Raw genomic sequence first — 2,760 nt, 5'->3', positions numbered from 1 at the left:
CATGGTGTAGACTATAACTTACATTTAGACTTAGCGATGCCAAGTGGAGCATTAAAGTTTGCGGATGATTTAAAAAATGTAATAGGAACACCAAAGGCATATATTGATGCAATAAAGGGAACAATAGAAGGCAAAAAGTTATTAAAAGAAATAAATACAATAACAGAAAATAAAAGAGGGGGAAATTATGAAAAATTAGCAAAAGAAGTTTTATTTAAAGAAGAATTAAAAAGTAGATTGAATGAATTAAATGGACATAGTGAAAATTTATTCTTAAATCAAGTAAAAATGGAATTAATAGAATTAAAAAAGGAATTAAAAAGATCAAAAGGTTTAAAAAGAGATATTATTGAAAATAAAATTGGACAATTAGTGAGAAAATTAGGAGATTATTATGTAAAGATAAGAGGTGAAGAATTTAGTGGAATAGACTTTACTAGAGATCCTGATTTTGAAGGAATAGCAGGGACAGATAAAAATAATAGATTGATTATAAATCTAAATGAAATAGATATACAAGATTTAGATAATCTTGTGAATATAATAATATATGAGACAAATAGATGGACATATGAAAATGAAGCTTTAGATTCTAAATCAGCAAAAGGAAGTTTAAAGATAAAAAGAGGTTTCACAGATTTAAATATAAAATTAACTGATTATATTGATTATGAAAATACGAGATACTGGACAAGAAATTACAAAATAAAAGAAGGTGAAGATTATAAAGGAAATTTTGAAAAACAATATTTATCTAAGTTAGATAAACAATATCAAGAAAGATATTATAAGTTAAATAAAGAAGATCAAGATATAATATCAAAGAAGTTATATAAGCATCTTAAGACAGGTGAATTGAAAAACATAAAGGTCTCATTAGCATCACAAAATAAAAAATTATCATTATTATTAGAGGATAAGAATTTATCATTAAATAATATAGATAGAAAAGGTTTAAATTCAAAAGAAGTGGCATATTTAGCACAAGATTATATTTATAATAAAAATTTAAAAGAATTTGAAATAAATGATAAAATAACAATTCAAAATAAAAAATATAAAGTAATAGATAAAATAATAGATTCTTTCGGTGGTCTAGATGCGATTGCTTTAGAAACAAAAGATGGAGAACCAATAATTGTAGTAAGAGGGACAGAAAAAACTGACTATAGAGATATTTTGTCAGATATAAGATTTGCCTTACCAACATTTAGTACTAAAATAGGTACTGTAGTTGAAAATAAACTTAATGATGTACTAGATTTGTTTAAAATTAATTATAAACTAGAATTAGATCCATATGATCAAAGAGAAAAATTTAGAGGATTTGTTAATAAAATAAAAAATATACCTCAATATAAAGATAAAGTTGTATTTTTAATAGGGCATTCTTTAGGAGGATCATTAGTAGAAGATTCGGTTTTAAATATTGAAAGAACACAAGGAGTGGTTATAGATTCTGCACCTAATTTTAGATATTATAATATTTTTGATACACTAACTCCTGCAGCAGGTTTAAAAAATTCAATATATAGTTTATCAAATTCAATAAAAAATAGATCAAATGAATATGATATATCAGGAAGAAATGATTTATATGCACATGATCCCAAAGATGCAATTCTTAGAAATACATATATAGTTAATAATGAAACTGTTAGTGTTTCTAAATTTGATCTTAGAGAAAATAGAGAATTAGTATTAATAAAAACCCCAGGTGCTAGGATAAAAAAATTAATTAAATCAAAATTACTAAAAGAAATAGGTATTAGTGAGGATATTTTATATAATTATGGAGTATTATCATATCAAAACAGTATAAATAAAAATGATGAAGTTGAAGAGAAATCTGTTCTTAATAGACATAATTTAGGAACACCTGATAAGAGATCAAATGACTTATACTTAAAATAATAGGAAGGAATATTGTATATGAAAAATATAATAAAACTATTAATAATCTTTATATTTAGTGTTTCATGTTATGATAAAACATTAAAAAAAGATTTTGTAGATATTGTAAAAAAAGAATTTAATTTAACATTTGATGATGAAAAAATAGAAATGCAATCACTAATGAGCGGTATTGATGAACCCGCTAGTTTAAAAATAATTAGAAAAGATTTGAATAATGAGTATGTAGAAATTTGGAGAAGTCATTTTTATAAAGTAGAGCCTAAAATAAAAATTTTGTATTTATTTTTTGAAACTTTAGGCTATGAAGCATATATTGAAAATGAGTTAATATATGATTTAAGTAAAGGAAATAATTTTCATGAAATAGAAAAAATACTTAATGAATATGCGAAAAATAAAAATTACAAACTTAACTCTTCTATACAATATTACATAAAAGATAATAATGTATTGTATGGTATTGAAAGTAAAACAATAAATTATTCTTATTGGAATATGGAAAACTATGATTTTGGAAAATATAAATTAAATAAAGATGAATCTTTAGAAAAAAAGAAAATATTAGAAGAGAGAGAAATTGCAAAGAAATATTTTGAAAAACCTAGAGTGTTTCCAAATATAGATTGGTGGGAATATATAAATAAACAAAAATATTATTTTGTATATGTGTATAATTTTTCTAATTCTCCAAATGAGGCACTTAAAATTCCAGAAAAAGATAAAGGAGAATTACTAAAAAAAATAAAACCATATTATAATTCAGAAATAATGGAAGTAGTAATACGTTAATATTATTTAATTTAGGAATATAATCAAAGAGGTAAAATGAAAAATATAATAAAA

2 protein-coding genes are annotated in these 2,760 nt (G+C 22.7%); both read left to right on the top strand.

All coding sequences use genetic code 11. The features are described 5' to 3' along the window. The coding region (locus AWT72_RS09820) for a hypothetical protein (protein WP_197407650.1) at nt 1-1,914 on the top strand (1,914 nt) is incomplete at its 5' end. Between the two features lie 18 nt (nt 1,915-1,932). Then, nucleotides 1,933-2,706, top strand: a complete 774-nt coding sequence (locus AWT72_RS08370; RefSeq protein ID WP_067143546.1) for a hypothetical protein — start codon at nt 1,933-1,935, stop codon at nt 2,704-2,706. Nucleotides 2,707-2,760: the final 54 nt, after the last annotated feature.

Origin of the sequence: Oceanivirga salmonicida (assembly GCF_001517915.1) — a bacterium.
Lineage (GTDB): Bacteria > Fusobacteriota > Fusobacteriia > Fusobacteriales > Leptotrichiaceae > Oceanivirga > Oceanivirga salmonicida.
This window is presented reverse-complemented; position numbering and strand designations above follow the sequence as displayed.

Excerpts from the sequence above, each read along its gene's own strand:
- AWT72_RS08370 (WP_067143546.1), top strand. The coding sequence starts at position 1,933 with ATGAAAAATATAATAAAACTATTAATAATCTTTATATTTAGTGTTTCA.